This window comes from Capnocytophaga canis, from assembly GCF_043187445.1.
Lineage (GTDB): Bacteria > Bacteroidota > Bacteroidia > Flavobacteriales > Flavobacteriaceae > Capnocytophaga > Capnocytophaga canis.
In genome coordinates this window covers 259,839-276,204 of the sequence record NZ_CP171121.1, presented here as the reverse complement: position 1 = coordinate 276,204, position 16,366 = coordinate 259,839, and the positions used below count along the sequence as shown (strand labels likewise).

25 protein-coding genes are annotated in these 16,366 nt (G+C 36.6%); 22 read left to right on the top strand and 3 right to left on the bottom strand.

Annotation, left to right across the window (positions count from 1 at the left end; all coding sequences use genetic code 11):
* Position 1 precedes the first annotated feature (1 nt).
* Genes ACF3OB_RS01310 through ACF3OB_RS01300 form a run of 3 tightly spaced genes read right to left on the bottom strand, consistent with a single transcriptional unit; the run spans position 2 to position 2,557 of the window.
* Positions 2–1,069 carry a type I restriction endonuclease gene (locus ACF3OB_RS01310; RefSeq protein WP_392448736.1) on the bottom strand — a complete coding sequence of 356 codons (1,068 nt, stop codon included), beginning with the start codon at positions 1,067–1,069 and terminating at the stop codon, positions 2–4.
* Positions 1,059–1,838: an ion transporter gene (locus ACF3OB_RS01305; RefSeq protein WP_392448038.1), complete on the bottom strand. Its 780-nt coding sequence runs from the start codon at positions 1,836–1,838 to the stop codon at positions 1,059–1,061. The genes ACF3OB_RS01310 and ACF3OB_RS01305 overlap by 11 nt, the downstream gene beginning before the upstream one ends.
* An 11-nt stretch (positions 1,839–1,849) precedes the next feature.
* The gene (locus ACF3OB_RS01300) at positions 1,850–2,557 is read right to left on the bottom strand and encodes a helix-turn-helix transcriptional regulator (protein ID WP_392448036.1); all 708 of its coding nucleotides are present in this window, start codon (positions 2,555–2,557) and stop codon (positions 1,850–1,852) included.
* A 128-nt stretch (positions 2,558–2,685) separates the two neighbouring features.
* Here ACF3OB_RS01300 and ACF3OB_RS01295 point away from each other — a divergent pair, with 128 nt between their 5' ends.
* The 22 genes from ACF3OB_RS01295 (at position 2,686) to ACF3OB_RS01190 (ending at position 16,365) form a co-directional block, all read left to right on the top strand.
* Positions 2,686–2,901, top strand: a complete 216-nt coding sequence (locus tag ACF3OB_RS01295; protein ID WP_172918089.1) for a hypothetical protein — start codon at positions 2,686–2,688, stop codon at positions 2,899–2,901.
* Positions 2,902–2,962: 61 nt separating this feature from the next.
* On the top strand, positions 2,963–3,214 hold the full coding sequence (locus ACF3OB_RS01290; RefSeq protein ID WP_392448034.1) for a hypothetical protein: 252 nt from the start codon (positions 2,963–2,965) through the stop codon (positions 3,212–3,214).
* Positions 3,215–3,244: 30 nt separating this feature from the next.
* The gene (locus ACF3OB_RS01285; RefSeq protein WP_392448031.1) at positions 3,245–3,457 is read left to right on the top strand and encodes a hypothetical protein; all 213 of its coding nucleotides are present in this window, start codon (positions 3,245–3,247) and stop codon (positions 3,455–3,457) included.
* Positions 3,458–3,476: 19 nt separating this feature from the next.
* The gene (locus ACF3OB_RS01280; protein ID WP_392448030.1) at positions 3,477–3,863 is read left to right on the top strand and encodes a hypothetical protein; all 387 of its coding nucleotides are present in this window, start codon (positions 3,477–3,479) and stop codon (positions 3,861–3,863) included.
* Positions 3,864–3,878: 15 nt separating this feature from the next.
* A complete protein-coding gene (locus tag ACF3OB_RS01275; protein ID WP_392448028.1) occupies positions 3,879–4,730 on the top strand; it encodes an AAA family ATPase in 852 nt (283 codons plus the stop codon).
* Complete coding sequence (locus ACF3OB_RS01270) at positions 4,723–5,712, top strand: PD-(D/E)XK nuclease-like domain-containing protein (protein ID WP_392448026.1); 990 nt, start codon at positions 4,723–4,725, stop codon at positions 5,710–5,712. Before ACF3OB_RS01275 ends, ACF3OB_RS01270 begins: the two co-directional genes overlap by 8 nt.
* Positions 5,713–5,723: 11 nt before the next feature.
* A complete protein-coding gene (locus ACF3OB_RS01265; RefSeq protein ID WP_392448024.1) occupies positions 5,724–6,191 on the top strand; it encodes a DUF3127 domain-containing protein in 468 nt (155 codons plus the stop codon).
* Positions 6,192–6,492: 301 nt separating this feature from the next.
* A complete protein-coding gene (locus ACF3OB_RS01260; RefSeq protein ID WP_255318342.1) occupies positions 6,493–6,879 on the top strand; it encodes a hypothetical protein in 387 nt (128 codons plus the stop codon).
* A gap of 1 nt (position 6,880) precedes the next feature.
* Positions 6,881–7,645 carry a hypothetical protein gene (locus ACF3OB_RS01255; RefSeq protein WP_392448021.1) on the top strand — a complete coding sequence of 255 codons (765 nt, stop codon included), beginning with the start codon at positions 6,881–6,883 and terminating at the stop codon, positions 7,643–7,645.
* A gap of 120 nt (positions 7,646–7,765) precedes the next feature.
* Complete coding sequence (locus ACF3OB_RS01250) at positions 7,766–8,548, top strand: N-6 DNA methylase (protein ID WP_392448019.1); 783 nt, start codon at positions 7,766–7,768, stop codon at positions 8,546–8,548.
* Between the two features lie 181 nt (positions 8,549–8,729).
* The gene (locus tag ACF3OB_RS01245; protein WP_392448017.1) at positions 8,730–9,098 is read left to right on the top strand and encodes a YopX family protein; all 369 of its coding nucleotides are present in this window, start codon (positions 8,730–8,732) and stop codon (positions 9,096–9,098) included.
* Positions 9,099–9,110: 12 nt separating this feature from the next.
* On the top strand, positions 9,111–9,617 hold the full coding sequence (locus tag ACF3OB_RS01240) for a hypothetical protein (protein WP_392448015.1): 507 nt from the start codon (positions 9,111–9,113) through the stop codon (positions 9,615–9,617).
* A 95-nt stretch (positions 9,618–9,712) separates the two neighbouring features.
* Positions 9,713–10,663 (top strand): Lin1244/Lin1753 domain-containing protein, encoded by a 951-nt coding sequence (locus ACF3OB_RS01235; RefSeq protein ID WP_392448013.1) that lies wholly within the window; start codon positions 9,713–9,715, stop codon positions 10,661–10,663.
* The gene (locus ACF3OB_RS01230; RefSeq protein ID WP_392448011.1) at positions 10,608–11,438 is read left to right on the top strand and encodes a hypothetical protein; all 831 of its coding nucleotides are present in this window, start codon (positions 10,608–10,610) and stop codon (positions 11,436–11,438) included. Before ACF3OB_RS01235 ends, ACF3OB_RS01230 begins: the two co-directional genes overlap by 56 nt.
* On the top strand, positions 11,435–11,836 hold the full coding sequence (locus tag ACF3OB_RS01225; protein ID WP_392448010.1) for a hypothetical protein: 402 nt from the start codon (positions 11,435–11,437) through the stop codon (positions 11,834–11,836). Before ACF3OB_RS01230 ends, ACF3OB_RS01225 begins: the two co-directional genes overlap by 4 nt.
* Positions 11,833–13,059, top strand: a complete 1,227-nt coding sequence (locus ACF3OB_RS01220) for a DNA cytosine methyltransferase (protein WP_392448008.1) — start codon at positions 11,833–11,835, stop codon at positions 13,057–13,059. Before ACF3OB_RS01225 ends, ACF3OB_RS01220 begins: the two co-directional genes overlap by 4 nt.
* Before the next feature lie 179 nt (positions 13,060–13,238).
* Positions 13,239–14,060: a phosphoadenosine phosphosulfate reductase family protein gene (locus ACF3OB_RS01215; protein ID WP_392448007.1), complete on the top strand. Its 822-nt coding sequence runs from the start codon at positions 13,239–13,241 to the stop codon at positions 14,058–14,060.
* 12 nt (positions 14,061–14,072) lie between these two features.
* Positions 14,073–14,543 (top strand): hypothetical protein, encoded by a 471-nt coding sequence (locus tag ACF3OB_RS01210; protein ID WP_392448006.1) that lies wholly within the window; start codon positions 14,073–14,075, stop codon positions 14,541–14,543.
* Positions 14,544–14,545: 2 nt separating this feature from the next.
* Positions 14,546–14,758: a hypothetical protein gene (locus ACF3OB_RS01205; protein WP_392448005.1), complete on the top strand. Its 213-nt coding sequence runs from the start codon at positions 14,546–14,548 to the stop codon at positions 14,756–14,758.
* Between the two features lie 169 nt (positions 14,759–14,927).
* The gene (locus ACF3OB_RS01200; RefSeq protein WP_392448003.1) at positions 14,928–15,248 is read left to right on the top strand and encodes a hypothetical protein; all 321 of its coding nucleotides are present in this window, start codon (positions 14,928–14,930) and stop codon (positions 15,246–15,248) included.
* Positions 15,249–15,386: 138 nt separating this feature from the next.
* Positions 15,387–15,722 (top strand): VRR-NUC domain-containing protein, encoded by a 336-nt coding sequence (locus ACF3OB_RS01195; RefSeq protein WP_212895397.1) that lies wholly within the window; start codon positions 15,387–15,389, stop codon positions 15,720–15,722.
* Positions 15,706–16,365, top strand: a complete 660-nt coding sequence (locus tag ACF3OB_RS01190; protein ID WP_392448001.1) for a ParB N-terminal domain-containing protein — start codon at positions 15,706–15,708, stop codon at positions 16,363–16,365. The genes ACF3OB_RS01195 and ACF3OB_RS01190 overlap by 17 nt, the downstream gene beginning before the upstream one ends.
* The last annotated feature ends 1 nt before the right edge of the window (position 16,366 follow it).

Below are 16,366 nucleotides of genomic sequence, written 5' to 3'. Positions count from 1 at the left end.
ATCAGTAAATATCAATGGTGTTTAATAATCTTTCTTTATGATTGTAAATTTCATCTAAACATTCAATAAGTACCTTTTCGGAACTATCTTTACCTTTATCAAACAATTCAATATATTTTTTCCCTCCATTTAAAAATAGACGACAAATGGGCTTTCTGTTATTGTCATCAAGCAGTATTCCGAAGTAGCTTTGTGTGTCCCGATAGGCAATGCGGTCTGATGTGATTTTTTCACGTAAAATTGCTTTTACAATTTGATAGCCCTCTAATTCTTCAACGGTAGTGACAACTTTATTCTCATCAACTTCTTCCTGAATTTCCTCTTTATTTTCTTCTTCGGTTTGTTTTGCCTCATTCATATTAAGAGCCGTTTTCAATCGAGAATTTATGGTTTCATTCATATATGAAGAGACCGCTTTTTTGAAATATTCTTTAAACAACTCCAAGCGATTAGCATTTAAAGGCTTATCAAAAACACGCTTTACCAACATTCTAACAAATTCGTCTGTAGGTTCTTTCACTTCCTTGTCGAACTCATAACGCAAAGCTCTGATGTATTTTAATGCTTCGGCAGATTCAAGTATATTGTCAACACTAAAAGTAGCTTTTGCAAACTTCGACAACTCTTTTACTGAATTTTCTTTAAGATTTGATAAATCAATGCTTAAAAACGCTTTGTCGTCCATTATATTGGGTTTCTCCAAGTCGGTAAAGAAGTTGTAAATAATTCCGTTTGTCATTACTCCAAAACGGGCATTGGTTACGTGAAAATAGCGGTGTAACTGCGAGTTATGAGCGTCCGCATTCTCCCTCCAATGTTTACACTCAATAATAACAATAGGCTCACCATCTTTTTTAATTACATAATCTACTTTTTCGCCTTTTTTTGTGCCAATATCAGCAATATATTCAGGTACAACTTCCGTAGGATTAAATATATCGTAACCTAATATCTGCAAAAACGGCATTATAAAAGCGTTTTTAGTAGCCTCTTCGGTATTTATTTGCTCTTTTAAGCTCTCTACTCTGTTGTAAAGTTGCTCTAATTTGGTTTTTAAATCAAGTTCCATCATTTCTACTTTTAATTAGTTGGTTTAATTTTATTTCTAAATTATCTATTTTTTTGCTTATATCATCGTTATTATCACTAACCATTGCATCTACGAATATTGAGTTTACCAATGAAAGCCCTAAAATACCTCCCGATAGTAAAATGGCTACAAAATAGAGTAACACCCAAAATGAACTTGTGGTGCCTTCACCTGCAATTATGGCTTCAGGGATTTCATACCAACCCTCCACCGTGAACGTTTTAAATGTAGAATACATTGCTTTCAGAGGGTTGCCAAAATGCTCAGGAGACTTGTTTTGAAATAAATTAAAAGACACTATTCCAACAATGAAAACGTACACAATAAACGCTAATAAGACAATTATTGAAGCCTTAACTGCTCGTTTAATTCCTGCTATAATTCGGCTTATACCTGGAATAAAACGTAAAAAACGAAAAGACTTAAACACTCGCATTACCCTAAAAACCAAAATAAAACTGAGTGCAGTACTTTTTACATCAAAGAACGATAAGACAAAGGAAGGAATTGATAGTGCTACAAGTACAAAATCAAAAATATTCCAATATGATGAGAAAAAACTCTTTATTCCGTAACTTTTTAATTTGATATACAATTCTATAACGAACAGAATTGTCACAATATTATCTGCATAATCAACAAACTTTGCCCAGCCTCTGCTTAAATCAAACCCTCCAAGAAATATAAGAACGGCATTGACTAAAATGATTATCAGAATATTGCGGTCGTCTAAAAAGAGTTTGTTCATTTTATTTCTTGTTACGACATTGTGTTAAATCTTATACTTGCTTTTACAATTGCCATAGCCGTGATGTTTTTAATAGGCACATCTTTTGGGCTATGATATTGGTTTAAACTTGCAAGTTTTACATATTCTTCGCCTTTGTCCGATTTCTGAACATATTTTACGGTTATCATTTCCTCAAACTCGTCAATCATTACTCCGAGCAGATACATTTCCCCGAAAAATATGCTTTGGCTATTTACTGGAACTTCCTTGTACATTATAATATCGCCTGACTTTAACAAAGGATACATACTATCCCCCGTTACGGATATTGCTCCGTCACAATGAGGCAGACGGGGTATTTTTATAGTGTCTAAAACGTTCGCTGCCTTACCACTTTTAAAAAGCTCTACCAAACCCGCAGTAGCTTCTAAATCGTAAAGAGGTAACTCTTGAATGTCTAACACAGCATCACGAGTTTTTCGCTCTCCGTGATGAATGATAACATTAGGCTCTTGGTTTTCTATATCTGATTTTATCATTCGACCACGACCCGTAATAAGCCATTCTAAATTTAATTGAGGATACTCTGTTGCTATCATATTCAACTTATCTGAGCCAAGTGATTTAACATTGTTGATATACCCATTTGAGAAACCAACTTTCTCTTCAAATTTATTTTGACCTATCTTTAAGTGTGCTAAAAAATCCTTAACTCTTTCTTTAACAGACGTTTCCATAGCTTTGTTATTTAGAATGGTTATAAATAGATTTATTTTAACGAAAATAATCGTTAAAAATTTGTTTTTATAGAGTATACTCTGTATCTTTGCAACGTAAATAAATCACATAGCAAATATATATAAAGATGTTGAGACTTCAAAAAAAAATTAAAGAAAAGTTACAGTTTGATATAGAGTTTCGTAAGAAACTTGCCGACCTGCGTGGGTCGGATACACAAGCTGCGTATCTTCTTATAAAGAAGAATAGCCCTTATTTAACGATGTTACCTGTGGTTAATCTCATAAAGGAACATACAGGCTTAACGGAAGAAGAAATTTTTGAGAAAGAAGAGGATAATTAATTACGAATTACAACAAATTACGAATTACGACTTTGCCCTTTATCCTTTAAACTTTAAAAACATGAATAAAGACAAAGAAAAACGAAGACTTAAAAGTAAGCTCCAACGATTGGAGGTTTTTAAGTTAAGTCTTCAAGGTCTGATAAGGAATATTACAGACGAAATCATTCACACAAACGAGGAACTTACCCGTGTGGAAGCGGGTAAGCCTTCAAAAAAGAGAAAACAAGTTGATATTTCAGGGTATATAAACAATTTTTTAGCCCAAGATGAAGCCTATAAACAAAAAAAGCCTACCGCTTCCCAACGATAGACTTTCAAGTAAAATTTAATACTAATAATTATGACTGCAAAAGTAGAAAAAACCTTAGAAACTTCCAAATTCTCAGTAGAGTGCAACTTTGACGAAAAACAAAACTTCAACGAGGCGTTAAGTCACGATAATGAAGAACGAATAGTAGCGATGTTACGCAGGGCTACAATGCCTCTGACATATGCATATCGTAGGAGTTTGAATGACACTCCGATTTACACGAATGAACCTTACTTTATTTAACCCTTAAAATCAGAATGTTATGGTACTTCCCGACAACTTTTTTCAACTCATTAGAGAGAATATAAAATTTGATTTCGATGTGTTTACGGGTAATGTAAGCACAGAGGTTAAAACGCCTTTTTTCGTGTTTGACGCTTTTTACGAAGAAAAATACATCATTGAAGATGAAGATATGATAGACCTTTCGAAGATTAAATACGGGTTTTATTCTGAGGTTATTCCCGAAGAAATCGAACTTTCAGAGGCTCAGAAAAAAGAGATAGCACGTTTTTTCAGAGACTTTTACGATAACGTTTACTATGAGGCTAAGGAAGAATGGTTGAAAGAGATAGAGGCAGAAGCAAAAGCCCCGTTATTCAACCATAAGTATACAAAAGAGAAGAATGACCTAACATGGTATAATTAACTAAAAAAAAAGACAATGAACTTACAACTAAAAAAAGCAACGAGAAAGCAAGTGAAATTGAAATTGAACTTGTCAGCTCCAAGTGGTGCAGGTAAAACCTACTCAGCTCTACTAATGGCAAAGGGGCTTGTGGGAGCTTGGGAAAAAGTCGCAGTAATTGATACTGAAAATGGCTCAGCTTCACTTTATTCACACTTAGGAGACTTCAATACTATAGAACTCACTCCACCATTTCAGCCTGAAAAATACGAACAAGCAATAGATATATGCGTTAATGCAGGTATGGAGTGCATTATCATCGACAGCACCACGCACGAATGGACTACATTGTTACAAGACAATGAAGTGTTAGCGAAAACACGTTTCAAAGGTAACACGTGGAGTGCTTGGAGCGAGACCACACCCCGCCACGACCGATTTGTAAACAAGGTTCTGCAAGCACCTGTTCACGTGATAACCTGCACGAGGTCAAAGACCGAAACCGCAATGACCGAAGACAAAAAGGTAAAAAAAGTAGGTATGAAAGACCAACAGCGGGATGGTTGGGAATACGAACTTACCGTTTCGTTGGAAATTGACAGAGATACACATTTAGCTTCTCCAAGCAAAGACCGAACTAATCTTTTTGAGGGCAAACCGCCTTTTTTGATTACTGAAGAAACGGGCAAAGCCATAGCAGAATGGTGTAACAGCGGTGTTTCGGAAAAGCAAATAGCTATCAATGAAATGGAAATTGTGCAAACGATTGATGATTTGAAAGTAGTTTGGAGTAGATACCGAAACTTGCAGACTGACAGCGATTTTATTGCTATAAAAGAACGAAGAAAAGCAGAATTAACCCCACAAATCGAGCCAATCTATGAGTAAAGATTTAGCCTTTGAATATAATGAAGCGGTAGCCCAAGAAATGGACAATCCGCAAGAAATGGAAGAACAATATACCGATGAGCAAAAAAGGTTTTTTGATTTCATCGTAAAAATGCAAAAAAAAGAGGTAGTACTATCGTACTCCTCTTTGAAAAAGTTTGCAGAATCGCCTTTAAACTTCGTGCGTTACAAACTTGAAGAGAAAGCTGAGCCGACTGAAAGTATGTTATTTGGAAGTCTTTGTGATTTGCTAATAACAGAACCTCAAAAATTCAACAAAGAGTTTGTAATCCTATCCACAACACCAACAACGGAAAAACAAGTAGGGTTTTGTGAAGAGATTATCAAAGGGGTGGACATAGAAACTGCTTTTGCCAAGCATTACGCTAAGGGAAAAGCAATGGAATTGTATGAAAATCTAAAACCTTACATCGAAGCCCGTTTATCAGGAAAGAAATGTATTTCGCAAGAAACTTACGACCAAGCACGGGCGATTACTGATAATCTGATGAAATCGGAACTTATAAGTACAATGATAAACACTTGTACTGATTTTCAACAAAAGGTAGAGTGGGAGTTCGGAGGGTGGAAATTCGTAGGTTTCAAAGATTGTTCGGCGGAGGGGTTGATAATTGATTTGAAATATACCAAAGACGCTAATCCTGACCGATTTGAAAGAGATATTATCAGTATGGATTATTATCTGCAATTGGCGATGTACACAATGGCAGAGGGGTATGACGGCATTCCTGAATGCTACATCATTGCTTACGATAAGTCGATGAATTACAGCCTTATCAAGATAGATTATTCACTAATAGTCTACGGAATAAGGAAGTTTAAATATTTAGTTCATAAAATCAGCCAATGTGCTAAAGATAATCGATGGAATGAAAGTTACAATTTCTTTGATGAACGTCAAAGAACAATTTACAAACCAAATTGGGTAAAAGGATTTCCAACTGACCCCGAAGAATATTAAAATCAAAACAAATGGACATACAAGGAAGAGTAAAATTTATAGGACAAACGGAAGTTTTAGGTCAAAATGGCTTTCAGAAACGGGATTTGGTTATCACAACGGAGGAAATGTATCCTCAACACATCATTATTCAATTTACGCAAGACAAATGTGCTTTGCTTGATAACCTACAATTGGGGCAAAAGGTAAATGTACATTTCAATTTGCGAGGTCGTGAATGGATAAGCCCACAAGGAGAAATCAAATATTTCAACACGCTTGATGCGTGGAAAATAGAAGTGGTGCAGGTTACCAATGTGGCTAATCAAGGGTATCAAAATCCAAGTGGACAAGCTCCAAGTTACCAAGCTCCGCAACAACAGCCACAACAGCCACCTGTCTATCAAAACCCCCAACAGCCACAACAAACGCAGATGTTTGACAACAACGGACAAGCACCTGTAAATCAGCAAGAAGATTTTTCAGATTTGCCTTTTTAATGTAACAAAAAATCGCCAATGTAGAGGCGTATCGCATACGCCTTACAAAACAAAGCAAGTAGTTTATTGGCAAGAACACCCCGACGGGGGAGGCGTGAGTTCGAATCCTGCCTACTTCTCAATTTAAAAACCATTTAAACCTAATTTAAAATGAGAAAATACGTTTCAATAATCGCTTTTATAACATTCGCTCTATGTATGTGCCTTTCGACTTATTACCTCGTAGAAAAAGATTATGATAGAGCTACATATAATTTACTATTGGGAATGTTTAACTACATAATTGCAATGAAAAACAAAAATGATTGAAAAATTAAAACAAGAAGCCCAAGAAATCCAATCGTATTTGGAAATTCATACATCGGACAACCCCGATGAATACACCGAACGTATTAAAGTCTTGTCGGTATATATGGCTCGAAGTGGCCAGATGTTGGCAGATGCCAAAAGGTTGTACAACAATAAAGTAACCTCGCAAATTGGCGAAACCATCATCAAAATGGCCAAAGAGAATTGCTTATCGGCAACGGCACAAAATGCACTTGTGAAGTCCATCGCTGAAGAGGAACAATACGTAGTAGATTGGCTCGAACGCATTAACCGCACGTGCTATCATCAAATCGAAGCCTTGCGAACACTTATTTCAATGGCAAAAGAAGAATTACGAATAGCAAAAACAGGATATTAAAATGAACACAGAAAGAAAAAATCTAACTCCACGATTTGAAGAAGAAACCATCACGACATCGGATATTTCGCAGATGAGAGGAAAGTTTTTAGCCAAAAGACTGCTCCGCACTTGGCAGGAAGAATTTGTCGATGAGGACACAGGCGAAGCCGTTAATATCGAACGCAAAGAACTCATTATGGATAAAGGCACTCTCTTAGGAAGTGATGAACTTTCAGAAATTAACTTTTTCCTGCAAAGTGGCGACATTCAAGAAGTGGAGGTTTCCAACATACAACGAATGGGAACGTTTGCCAATGGAACAGGCTCACTTTGGGTAGTTACTGCCGAAACGATGAACAAAAACAAAAACTTCTATTTAGGGGCGAAGTCCGTAACTCAGGCACAGGATATTGCAATTGACTACATCGAGCAAAATTATGATGGAGTGTTTCACATTGTGAGTGTTAAATCCTTGCCTTACGTTGATTTGGTTTCATTTTCCAAAGCAGAACCTAACGACAAGGAAGCCTTTCATTACAAAATTGATGTTGAAATAACCATTGAACTTGAAGATGACCAAGTTTCTCACAAAAAAGAGTTCATTGTCAAAGCGTCCGATGCCGAAGAAGCAAAGGCATTATGTGAAGCCTTTTATCAGCAGTACGGAACGGAGGAGCAATTTACGATGAAATTACTATCGGCTAAAAAGCTCAATGTGGAAGCTATTATAGAACGTTCCTTTTGGGTGAAGTACCTTGAAAATGAGAGAAATATAGTTAGTTGAGTTTTATAACGGATACAAGAGCATCAGGGCTGTATCGGGTTCGATTCCCGACTTGTAGCAAACTGATTTAGTATTTAGTTAGCGTACGGAACTAAACCTAAATCCTAAATCAAAAGAGCAATGAACGCAAAAGAGAAAGAATTAGAAAAAGTATTTGATAGGCTGACAACGTACAACCTTGATAGCCGAATGGTCTTTGAAAGAATGCTTGATTTTATCATTTTCTGTACCGCAATTTCGGACGAGACAAACGAAAATTTCCCTATCGAAATTCAGGATAAAATAACCTACAAAGACAAGTTGTTTAAAGACTTTTCAAGTGAAAACATAGATTTGTTTTGTCAGGCGATAAAACTTTTAGGAGAGGCAACCACCGATGAGGCAACAGGAGAACCTAATTATTATGATGCGTTAGGAGATTTATTTATGGCGAAGGTGTCCTCCTCCAACGATGGCAAGGGGCGAAATGACCAATATTTTACTCCTCAATGCGTATCTGATTTAATGGCTCAAATAAACAACTCAGCAACCTTGCAAGACGGGCAGACAGTTTGCGACCCATGTTGCGGAAGTGGTAGGTTCTTGCTTTCAGTTGCAAAAATAAACCCTAATTTATTCTTCTGTGGAAGTGATATTGACCATTTGTGCGTAAAAATGTCCGTTGTGAATTTAGCACTTAACGGATTAGATGGTGAAATTGTGTGGGGCAACCCGCTAACCTTTGAGGGTTGGAAAGTATATCAAATCAAGAGGCACAGGATTTATGGTGTTCCGATGATTGAAATAAAAAATATTGAAAATTCAATCCATTTTGGAGAGAAACCAAAAATCAAGCGTCAAGAACCAAGTTGTCAAGTGTCAAAAATCAAGAGCCAACAGCAATTAACTTTAAACTTCGATTAGAAATGGGAATTTATTGGGACAATTCAAGCAAAGGGCAGGATAAAAACTTGCGATACACCAGGTATCACAATTGTTGGAGAGCCGAAAAGGTAATTAATGGCAAACGCTATAGAAAGCGGTTTAAAAGTCATAGTGAAGCCGTGCTGTGGATAGAGAGTTTAACAGTTGAAAAAAAATAACGATGGAACGAGAAATAAAATTCAGAGCGTGGGACAGCAAGTCCCAAAGAATGTACTATCAGGGAGAGCTTGATTTAGAATGCGTACAATCGTTTTTTCATCACTACAATGACAATGATGAGCTAATGCAATTCACAGGTTTGCACGACAAAAACGGGAAAGAGATTTACGAGGGGGATGTGATTGTCTTTGACTTATACAGTTACTGGGGACATGATATAAAAGAGAAAGGGAAAATAGTTTTTGATGATTATGCTTTTGTTTTTAAAACAAAAACAGGAGAGTATTTTTTAGCTGATTTAGATTGCTGCAAAGAAGAAGACATCGAAATCATCGGAAACATTCACAAAAACCCCGAGTTATTGAAGTAAACTCCAAAAGATATGAAAATCAACGGAAAAACCATAGATGAATTTATCGAAATGATAACGCAGGAGCGAACGGTTTCATTTTGGGGCAACCAATACACCTTTACTCCTGTGGTGTGTCCTAAAATCATCGGAGACGGACAGCAAATTATCTATTTCGGAACAATAGACCAACGTCCCTTTTGTTGGTACGTTCGTATCGATAGCAAAACCGATGTTGAAAGTGAAGATTTTAACCACGAAGACATTGTAGATTTATTGGAGGACTATTACGGCGTTTGCGACCCCGAGTTGTCAGAAGCAGAATTTGAAGAGATAAAACAAAAAGGAAGAGATTTTTGCGAAGAAATGTATCCCGCTGATTATTATTTATATGACCGCATAATGGAAGCTGAAAGTTATAATAAATGGTACGATGAATATACGCAATATCCTCGTGTGGAATATAGCGGTGGTCATTGGGGCTTGACAGCCAACTTTGGTACAGGCGAGATTTTAGACCAATACAGATATTTAAAATAACCCACCTCCCTCGCTCTATGGCTGACGTTGGTATTTTGGGGACGCCCCGAAGAGTTCCTCATAGGAGGGGGAGGTAAAAACAATAAAAAATAAATATGAGTAAAAATAATTTCTATTTCAGTCACGACGGAAATGCTCGTAACGATGAGAAACTTCTCTCCGTACGGGTGAATATGGGTGCTGAGGGATATGGAATTTATTTTATGATTATCGAAAAGCTCTTAGAAAGTGGAGAGTACACTCTCATCAAAGATTATAATGTTATAGCCTTTGATTTGCGTGTAGGCTCTGATAAAATTAAAGCAGTGGTAGAAAATTTTGGTCTATTTCAATTTACCGAAGACGGTAAGCGGTTCTACTCCGAAAGTCTATTACGAAGAATGAAGCCATTAGATAATCTACGAAAACAACGCAGTGAAGCAGGTAAAAAATCAGCTGAAAACAGAAAGGCGAACGACCGTTCAACGACCGCTTCAACGACCGTTGAAAAAGAAAGCAACAAAACGCCCTTTTTGTTGGGTGAAAATTCAACAAAGGAAAGTAAAGTAAATAATATTTCTTTTTTAGAAAAAAAGAAACAAAAAACATATACATCTGACGAGGGCGAAATTTTGGAAAATTCAGAAAAAGAAAGTTTAGAAACTGACCTAAAAACCGAAAAAGAGCTTTCCAAAAAAGTTGCGGCAAAAAAGGTTTTCAATTTCAGTCAAGCGATGATAGACGCAGGTTTTGACCCTGAACTATCCACCGAGTGGCTCAAAATCCGCAAGGCAAAAAAGGCGGTCAATTCGGAATTGGCGTTTAAAAACTTCCTCCGAGAGGTTGAAAAATCAGGAAGAAGTCCCAACGAGGTATTAGCCCTCATAGTGCAGAAACAATGGAAAGGATTTGAGGCTTCGTGGCTTCATAATGAGCAAGGAACAAATTACAAAAACCAAGTAACAAATAGCAATGAACAACGAGCAATTAACAATAACACAGAGCCAAAGTTTGGCAGAACTCCCGCAAGTGAGGTTGCAAGAAGTCTTACAGGCTGGGCAGACTAACGAAATTTCGTTCGTCAAAAACACTTTTTCACAAACGGCTTTAAGGGAGCAAAGAAATACGCAAACCATTGAAACATTGGCACTTATTTTAGCACAATCCGCTGTTTTGGCGGGTATCAAAGACGGAGTTCATGATGTTGCAAAAAATGACTTGAAAGACTTGATTTTTGGCAAATTCGGAGGACTTTCGTTGGAAGAAATTGCATATGCGTTTAAACTCGAAAGGCAACTTGCATACCCAACAAAATCAGAGCATTATCAGTTTTTTTCAACGGAGTATGTAGCCGAAATTTTAGGAAAATATACCGAATGGAAAGCTGAAAAAAGACGAGCAAACAACATCGACCCTTTGCCTGAAAAAAAACAGGAGCTTACTGAGGAAGAAAAAGAAATCCTAACACTTACAAGTATCCTGCAATCGTTCGAGGATTTTAAAGCAAATGGCAAACTGCCCGTAGTGAACAAGTGGATTTATGACGAACTGTGGAAACGTGGGCTGATGGTCGATTTTGTGAAGTCACTGACAGAGCAAGACAAGGAGCTGTTACGAGAACGGGCAAAACCAATTCTCAAAGAAAGAGCAGAATCCGAACCTGACAAATACAAATCTACTTATCAAAATTTCTTAAAAAATATCCCGACAAACGAGGGGGTTGAGATTTCAGTAAAAAAGGAAGTTACGTTAGCATATTTCTATGAAAATCTGATTAACCAAAACACTTCTTTAACTGACAAACTAACTGAATATCAAAATAAAAAGCAACAAAATCAATGACGACAAAACAGAAATTACCACAGGAAGCCTATTACTCTGTTATGGGGTTTTTAGCTCCAATAATGATTGAGTGTATCGATAATCTGCAAGGCACAAATCAGTACAAGAAAGAGTTAAAATTTCACTTAAATCGAGCCTTGCAAGAGTGCGAAAAAATAAGTAACGAAATTTATGTAGGTTTTGCCAAAGCAGACAAGCAAGAGTTACCTAACCTCAAAGAGGGCGAAGTCCCAATGTTAGATATTTACAACACAATTTCAAAGGCTTACGATTATGCGTTTGATTTTTTTACAACTACTCCTGCAAATGACATGCCTATACTGATGGATATTTTAAACAAGGCAAGACAAGCTGATTTAGGAAACTATCAAATGCAAATAACGGCGTTACAAAGATGAAAATCATAGAATTATTCAGCGGAATTGGAGGCTTTGCCAAAGGCTTTGAACAAGCAGGATATGAATTTACAGAGCATTATTTTTCAGAGATAGACAAACACGCAATCGCCAACTACAAATACAATTTTCCAAATGCAAAACACATCGGTTCAGTTACAGATATTCCCAATGGAAATTTTACAGGAATTGACCTTATCACTTTCGGGTCGCCTTGCCAAGATTTCAGCTTGGCAGGAAAACGACAAGGACTTGAAGGGCAAAAAAGTAGCCTTATCACAGAAGCAATTAGGCTCATTGCTGACATCCGACCAAGTGTATTTGTCTGGGAAAATGTTAAGGGAACTTTCTCCTCAAATGCTGGTGCAGACTTTTGGGCAATTCTCCAAGCGTTTGCCAACATTGGGGGTTATCGACTTGAATGGCAATTGCTTAATACTCGCTGGTTTTTGCCCCAAAATAGAGAGCGGATATACCTTGTCGGACATCTTGCAGCCAACGGAAGAAGTTTCGAGCCAATATTTCCTATCGGAGAAAATGACGAAGTATTTAGACCGCAAAGAAAAGGAAGGAAAATACAAGCCCAATATAGTACAACACTCAAAGCCAGCGGAGTGATGAAAGCCGATGACACTTTTATCGAAGTTCCCAAGATAGCGGGTTGTTTAACTGGTGGTGGAAATTCGGGTGGGTTGCATTCGGATATGACCACAATCAAAGTAGGCACATTCCGAACCCATAACGACGGCAAAGGCTTTCGAGAAGTGAAATCAGAGGTTTGCCCCACTATTCCAGCACGAGCAAGGCAAGACGGGAGCGGTCAGCCTGTGATATTATCTTACACAAGGGATAGCAAAGGCAAGGTAATAAACAGAAATGAAAGAAGCTTTTGCAATACCCTAACCCAAGCCACAGGAGGTGGAGGCAATACAGATGTATTTGTTAAACAACTCCCACGAGGAAAGAACAAAGGCAATGATTTGGAGGTTTGCCCAACAATATCGAGTAATGCGTTTCAAGAAAACAATTTTGTTTCGGGCATTCGCAGACTTACAGAGATTGAATGTGAACGATTGCAAGGTTTCCCTGATGATTGGACGAAATACGGAAACTATGATGGCAAAATCAAGGAGATAGCCAAAACGCAACGATATAAAATGTTGGGCAACGCCGTGAGCGTTCCCGTTGTAGAAGAAATAGCAAAGAGATTGAAAATAAACAAGTAACAAGCGTAAAGTAAAAAGTAAAAAATGAGATTAGCAAACGATATATCGAGATGTATCAATAAAGACTGCCCTTTAAAAGAAAACTGCTTACGTTGGTTAGATAAAGGCAAGGATTTAGTTTGGTATGCAGACTTTAAGCCTGAGAACGGAAAATGTGAAAATCAGATAAAATTAAAGAAATGAAAAATATACTCATCACCTTTTCAGGCGGTCGGACTTCGGCTTTTATGGCTGTTTTTTGTAAGGAACGATACAAAAATGATAACTTACTTTTTGTCTTTGCGAACACAGGAAAAGAACGCTCTGAGACTTTAGATTTTGTCAATCAATGCGACAAGTATTTTAACTTGAATTTGGTTTGGTTAGAAGCGGATATTTCGCAAGATAAAGGTATTGGAACAAGTTACAAAATAGTAGATTTTGAAACTGCCAGTCGAAACGGACAACCCTTTGAAAACGCAATCAAAAAATACGGACTTCCGAGCAAATTATATCGCCATTGTACAAGGGAGCTTAAAGAAGTTCCGATACATAAATTCGCAAAGGAAGTTTTCAAAGGGGAATACATAACAGCGTTAGGTATTCGTGCTGATGAACCGCACCGACAAGGCCATAAAAAAGGCGTGATTTATCCACTTGTGGAAATGAATATCACAGAAAAATTTGTCCGTGAGTGGTGGGAAAAACAGCCGTTTGACTTACAACTGAAAGACTATCAAGGTAACTGCGATTTGTGTTTTTTAAAAAGCAAAAGAAAGCGTTTAACCTTGATTTCTGAAAATGAAAAAGTGGCTCATTGGTGGGAAAAAATGGAGCAAAAATACGCCAATGAAAAGTGTCCGATGTTTGATGTGCGAGGTAACACAACCATTGAAGATTTGGTAAAAATAGCTGAATTACCCTTTGAAAAAGCAACAGACAAACACGAGTTAAGAAAGCAAATGCCTGAATTTGATTTTGAATTAGATGCAGAGTTTAATTGTTATTGTAATAATATTTAAAATAATAAAAATATGACACCAGCAGAAAACGTAGGGAAAGCATATATGCTTTCCGAAGTAGAAAAACAAATCAGAAAAGACATTCCAAGACTAATGGAGTTGAGAGAGGGGTGTTTATTGATGAAAAATGAAAAACACGATAATGTATTAAAAGGGGGCGAGGTTGTTAAAATCAGCTGTCTATGGAATGATATTATACAAGTTAGTCCAATTGGAGAACCTCTTTCACGTAATTATATAGAACATCAAATAAAAGATTTATTTGATGTTATTGGACACGACATTATGCTAAATGATGTTTTGGAGTGGAGTCTAATGAATAAAATATTTAATATTGAACTTATTCATAAAACATTAAGAATGAAACCTTTTAAAAATTTACTACATCTTAATGATTATGGAAGATGGGATTTATCTAAACCCTACCTCAAAGACCAATCAGAGGAGTTAATTAATTTTTTGTATAACCTTATAAAACAATAAAAATGGAACAATTAGGTATGATTTTATTTCTTATAGGTACTATTTTATTCATTGGTTTTGGAATTGCTGCGGGTAATTCTTATGGAGATAACAAAGAATTTGAAGATTTAAAAAAGTGGGAAAGGGTAAAGGTAAATATTTTTAGTATTTTATGTTTATTAGGAGCATTAACTATTTTAACTGCTTGTATTTTAGGAATAATAAACTCAATTTAAAATGGTTTGATAAAATTAAATAATATGGAAGCACTAAAAGATATTTTTGTGTCGTATGATATTGCGGTGCAACTTAAGAGAATAAGATTTGATAAGTCTTGTCAAAATCACGGAGATTGTCCAATATGCAAAGGAAACAGGTTATATAAAAATTTAAAACGTTTATGCGATGGAAAAAACATTAAAAAACTTTGAAAAAGCCTCTATCGCATTGGTGGAGGCTTTCGCAGAAAAACAGGATTTAGACTTCGATTTTTTCATCGGAGACAACCCCGCAGAAGCTGTATCATTCAGCTGTGAAATAACTTTCAACCTTAACGAAATATGGCACGACTTATCCACCGACCAACCCAAAGGGCTAATAATGGAATGGTTTTACGAGAACTTAGAACAGTATCACAAAGGAAACAAAGACTACATCAATTACTACTCGTGGACGCTCGGGAAAAGGTATGAGGACAAAGAACCGAGTGAAAAGGATAAAGGATAAAGTAAAAAGTAATCTTTCAACCTTAAAAGTAACACATTGTTTTAACACGTAAAACTAACACATTATTTTATTTTAAATCAATGAAATAAATAATGTAAGTTAAAGTAATACTTTAAATATTTTTTGTATATTTGCAGTATGAAACAACACGAAAGTAAATTACAATCCGCTTGTGTGCGATGGTTCAAGTACCAATATCCGCAGTATTTGATTTTTGCTGTACCTAACGGCGGAAGTCGCAACACTCTTGAGGCAAAACGGCTACAACAAGAGGGGGTACTCGCAGGAGTGTCTGACTTAATCGTGATTGCACCCAACAAAACCATTTTCATCGAAATGAAGCACGGCAAAGGCAAACAAACCGACAAGCAAAAGGATTTTCAAAAACAAGTCCAACAACTCGGATTTAGTTACTTCGTGTGTAATTCGTTTGATAAATTCCAAAACATCGTAGAAAATGAAATTGAAAAATAAAATAGGTAATCTTATAGAGATTGATTGGCTCAATGATTTACACGAATTACAGCCTGATAATGTAAAAGTACCTATCAATATAGGGTATTTGAAAGATAGTATTTTAAAACACGGATTTGCGTTGCCCTTTGCCGTTTGGAACGATAACGGAAAGTATTATTGTATAGACGGACACACACGGAAGCAGATTTTAACCGAACTTGTCGCCGATGGTATAGAAGTACCCAACAAACTAAAAGCCTTTGAAATATTGGCAAAAGACCGACAAGAAGCCATTAAAATACTTGTGGAAGTGTATAACCAAAAGCATAACCCCTTTGCGGAGGAAGTACTCACTGAGTGGCTGGAGGTGGAGGAGATAGAGGTAGAAGAAATCCACACTAAAAGCGTAAATATGACACCTAACATCAGCAAAGAAAGTTATTCAGAGGAGGATGAGGAAGAGGTAGATTTGTCTAAATTCACAAATACCGCTGAAAGTTACCTAAACAACAATCTCCGCCAAATAGTGCTTATTTATGAAAACGAGTTACACAAAAGAACCCTTGATGATTTAGCTGATATAGGAGCTGATTTTGACATAACAGACGACAACTCCACTACTGTTTTAAAGCTAATTGAATTTTATCAACAAAACAAATGAT

Coding starts and splice junctions, on each gene's coding strand:
- ACF3OB_RS01310 (WP_392448736.1), bottom strand. CDS start 1,069: ATGGAACTTGATTTAAAAACCAAATTAGAGCAACTTTACAACAGAGTA.
- ACF3OB_RS01305 (WP_392448038.1), bottom strand. CDS start 1,838: ATGAACAAACTCTTTTTAGACGACCGCAATATTCTGATAATCATTTTA.
- ACF3OB_RS01300 (WP_392448036.1), bottom strand. CDS start 2,557: ATGGAAACGTCTGTTAAAGAAAGAGTTAAGGATTTTTTAGCACACTTA.
- ACF3OB_RS01295 (WP_172918089.1), top strand. CDS start 2,686: ATGTTGAGACTTCAAAAAAAAATTAAAGAAAAGTTACAGTTTGATATA.
- ACF3OB_RS01290 (WP_392448034.1), top strand. CDS start 2,963: ATGAATAAAGACAAAGAAAAACGAAGACTTAAAAGTAAGCTCCAACGA.
- ACF3OB_RS01285 (WP_392448031.1), top strand. CDS start 3,245: ATGACTGCAAAAGTAGAAAAAACCTTAGAAACTTCCAAATTCTCAGTA.
- ACF3OB_RS01280 (WP_392448030.1), top strand. CDS start 3,477: ATGGTACTTCCCGACAACTTTTTTCAACTCATTAGAGAGAATATAAAA.
- ACF3OB_RS01275 (WP_392448028.1), top strand. CDS start 3,879: ATGAACTTACAACTAAAAAAAGCAACGAGAAAGCAAGTGAAATTGAAA.
- ACF3OB_RS01270 (WP_392448026.1), top strand. CDS start 4,723: ATGAGTAAAGATTTAGCCTTTGAATATAATGAAGCGGTAGCCCAAGAA.
- ACF3OB_RS01265 (WP_392448024.1), top strand. CDS start 5,724: ATGGACATACAAGGAAGAGTAAAATTTATAGGACAAACGGAAGTTTTA.
- ACF3OB_RS01260 (WP_255318342.1), top strand. CDS start 6,493: ATGATTGAAAAATTAAAACAAGAAGCCCAAGAAATCCAATCGTATTTG.
- ACF3OB_RS01255 (WP_392448021.1), top strand. CDS start 6,881: ATGAACACAGAAAGAAAAAATCTAACTCCACGATTTGAAGAAGAAACC.
- ACF3OB_RS01250 (WP_392448019.1), top strand. CDS start 7,766: ATGAACGCAAAAGAGAAAGAATTAGAAAAAGTATTTGATAGGCTGACA.
- ACF3OB_RS01245 (WP_392448017.1), top strand. CDS start 8,730: ATGGAACGAGAAATAAAATTCAGAGCGTGGGACAGCAAGTCCCAAAGA.
- ACF3OB_RS01240 (WP_392448015.1), top strand. CDS start 9,111: ATGAAAATCAACGGAAAAACCATAGATGAATTTATCGAAATGATAACG.
- ACF3OB_RS01235 (WP_392448013.1), top strand. CDS start 9,713: ATGAGTAAAAATAATTTCTATTTCAGTCACGACGGAAATGCTCGTAAC.
- ACF3OB_RS01225 (WP_392448010.1), top strand. CDS start 11,435: ATGACGACAAAACAGAAATTACCACAGGAAGCCTATTACTCTGTTATG.
- ACF3OB_RS01220 (WP_392448008.1), top strand. CDS start 11,833: ATGAAAATCATAGAATTATTCAGCGGAATTGGAGGCTTTGCCAAAGGC.
- ACF3OB_RS01215 (WP_392448007.1), top strand. CDS start 13,239: ATGAAAAATATACTCATCACCTTTTCAGGCGGTCGGACTTCGGCTTTT.
- ACF3OB_RS01210 (WP_392448006.1), top strand. CDS start 14,073: ATGACACCAGCAGAAAACGTAGGGAAAGCATATATGCTTTCCGAAGTA.
- ACF3OB_RS01205 (WP_392448005.1), top strand. CDS start 14,546: ATGGAACAATTAGGTATGATTTTATTTCTTATAGGTACTATTTTATTC.
- ACF3OB_RS01200 (WP_392448003.1), top strand. CDS start 14,928: ATGGAAAAAACATTAAAAAACTTTGAAAAAGCCTCTATCGCATTGGTG.
- ACF3OB_RS01195 (WP_212895397.1), top strand. CDS start 15,387: ATGAAACAACACGAAAGTAAATTACAATCCGCTTGTGTGCGATGGTTC.
- ACF3OB_RS01190 (WP_392448001.1), top strand. CDS start 15,706: ATGAAATTGAAAAATAAAATAGGTAATCTTATAGAGATTGATTGGCTC.